2 protein-coding genes and 1 pseudogene are annotated in these 1646 nt (G+C 50.6%); 1 reads left to right on the forward strand and 2 read right to left on the reverse strand.

Annotation, left to right across the window (positions count from 1 at the left end):
* The coding region (locus tag IQ260_RS30425; RefSeq protein ID WP_193996777.1) for a lysophospholipid acyltransferase family protein at positions 1–403 on the forward strand (403 nt) is incomplete at its 5' end.
* 13 nt (positions 404–416) lie between these two features.
* On the opposite strand, the gene IQ260_RS30430 is transcribed toward IQ260_RS30425, so the two are convergent.
* Entirely contained in the window at positions 417–779 is a 363-nt protein-coding gene (locus tag IQ260_RS30430; RefSeq protein WP_228016574.1) for a hypothetical protein, read from the reverse strand.
* 396 nt (positions 780–1175) lie between these two features.
* Positions 1176–1646, reverse strand: a pseudogene (locus IQ260_RS30435) (Asp-tRNA(Asn)/Glu-tRNA(Gln) amidotransferase subunit GatB); the annotation flags it as partial.

Below are 1646 nucleotides of genomic sequence, written 5' to 3' on the forward strand. Positions count from 1 at the left end.
GGGTGGGTTTCCGGTGGATGTGAGGAGACCTGCGATCGCAACCCTACGCCACGGTTTACATCTGCTGCAAAATCAACAAACCCTCGTCATTTTTCCCGAAGGCGATATTTTTCGCGAAAAGCAAGTACAGCGACTCAAGCCTGGCCTAGCCAGGCTAGCACTACAGGCAGAACAATCCACCCCTAATCTCGGTGTGAAAGTTCTGCCCATATATCTCGACTACGATAGCCCTCGTCCTAGCTTAGGCAGCAGTGTTGAAGTTCGCATTGGCCAGCCCTTAGCTGTAGAGCACTACCTATCATCAGGTTCGGCCAAGCGGCAGGCCATGCAGTTGACCGCAGACCTAAAACAGGCCTTAGACTCCTTGACGATGACTAAACAACCCCTGGAGCTAGCCGCATAGGTCAACCCTAGCTTCAAACTAACCCCTCAAACTCTGAGCGCAACCGTTTAAAATTGGCCACCCGCCCCACAATTAGGCTGGTTTCCTCGGCCTGAGCCAGTTCCTTTTTCCATTGGCCCACATGCTCACCCGTAGTCAGCCAAAAGTTAACGATCTCGCTGACTACCGTATCCCAGTCCCAGTCTGGCTTTTTATAGATTAGCGACGTCGCCTCAATAAACCCATCCAGGGTGCACTCATAGCTGCCCACATAGGCGCAGCTGCGTTGGGGCGACTGCTCTACATATTGCTGGTGCTTAAAAAAGTTCCAAACGGGAGAGACTCCGACAATATCAAAGTTATAACTCATGGCTGTAGTTGAGAGATATCCGGTCATCAGTTAGGCCTCACCACGAAATGCCTAACAACCCAGGCACTCTCAGTGAAACCTTTAGGAATAGTTAAATCCTAACCGAGAAATATACCTAAAAGTGTTCTCTGTTAACCTCTGTAGCGATTTAAAGCAGATTCCTGGGAGGGCTGGTGGAAATGAAGCCAAAAAAAATGGAGAGCATATAAGCTCTCCAACCATCAGGGTGCATCTACTTAACATAGTATGCCACGGATGGGGTGTGGGGTGTAACCCCCTTTTCGATATTTCTTGGAATCTTGTCAGAAGTTTACATAGATGAAACCGGGATGAAGGGTGTCAATCGCTAGATAGATAACTTGGATACGAGGCGCTGTCTACTCTACTGGACAATAGCACTTACTGACCAAGCTAAAAAACAGGCTACCCATTTAGCTTCTTGCCCAGTAACTGGTTGGTCAGTTTGGGATCGGCCCGTCCGCCCGATTGCTTCATGACCTTGCCGACAAAGAAGCCTTGCAGCTTTTTCTTCCCAGCTCGGTATTTGGCCAGTTCGTCGGGGTGAGCCGCCATGACCTCATCAATGATGGCCTCGATAGCGGCGGGGTCAGAAATTTGTACCAGCCCCTTCTCTTCGACGATGGCCTTGGGGGAACCGCCTTTTTTGAGTAGGGTGGGCAGCAGATCTTTGCCGATTTTGTTGCTAATGGTGCCAGCGGTGATCAGGTTGACCATCTCACCCAGGCCTTCAGGGGTCAGGCTGATATCGTCAATGGACAGTTTTTCCGCATTGAGATAGCCAGCGATATCGCCCATTACCCAGTTGGCGGCTGTTTTGGCATCGGCTCCGGTGGCGATGGTGCGCTCAAAATAGTCGGCAATGGAGCGGTCATC

It is taken from the genome of Leptolyngbya cf. ectocarpi LEGE 11479 (assembly GCF_015207065.1).
GTDB classification, from domain to species: Bacteria; Cyanobacteriota; Cyanobacteriia; order Phormidesmidales; family Phormidesmidaceae; genus Leptothoe; species Leptothoe ectocarpi.

Excerpts from the sequence above, each read along its gene's own strand:
- IQ260_RS30430 (WP_228016574.1), bottom strand. The coding sequence starts at position 779 with ATGACCGGATATCTCTCAACTACAGCCATGAGTTATAACTTTGATATT.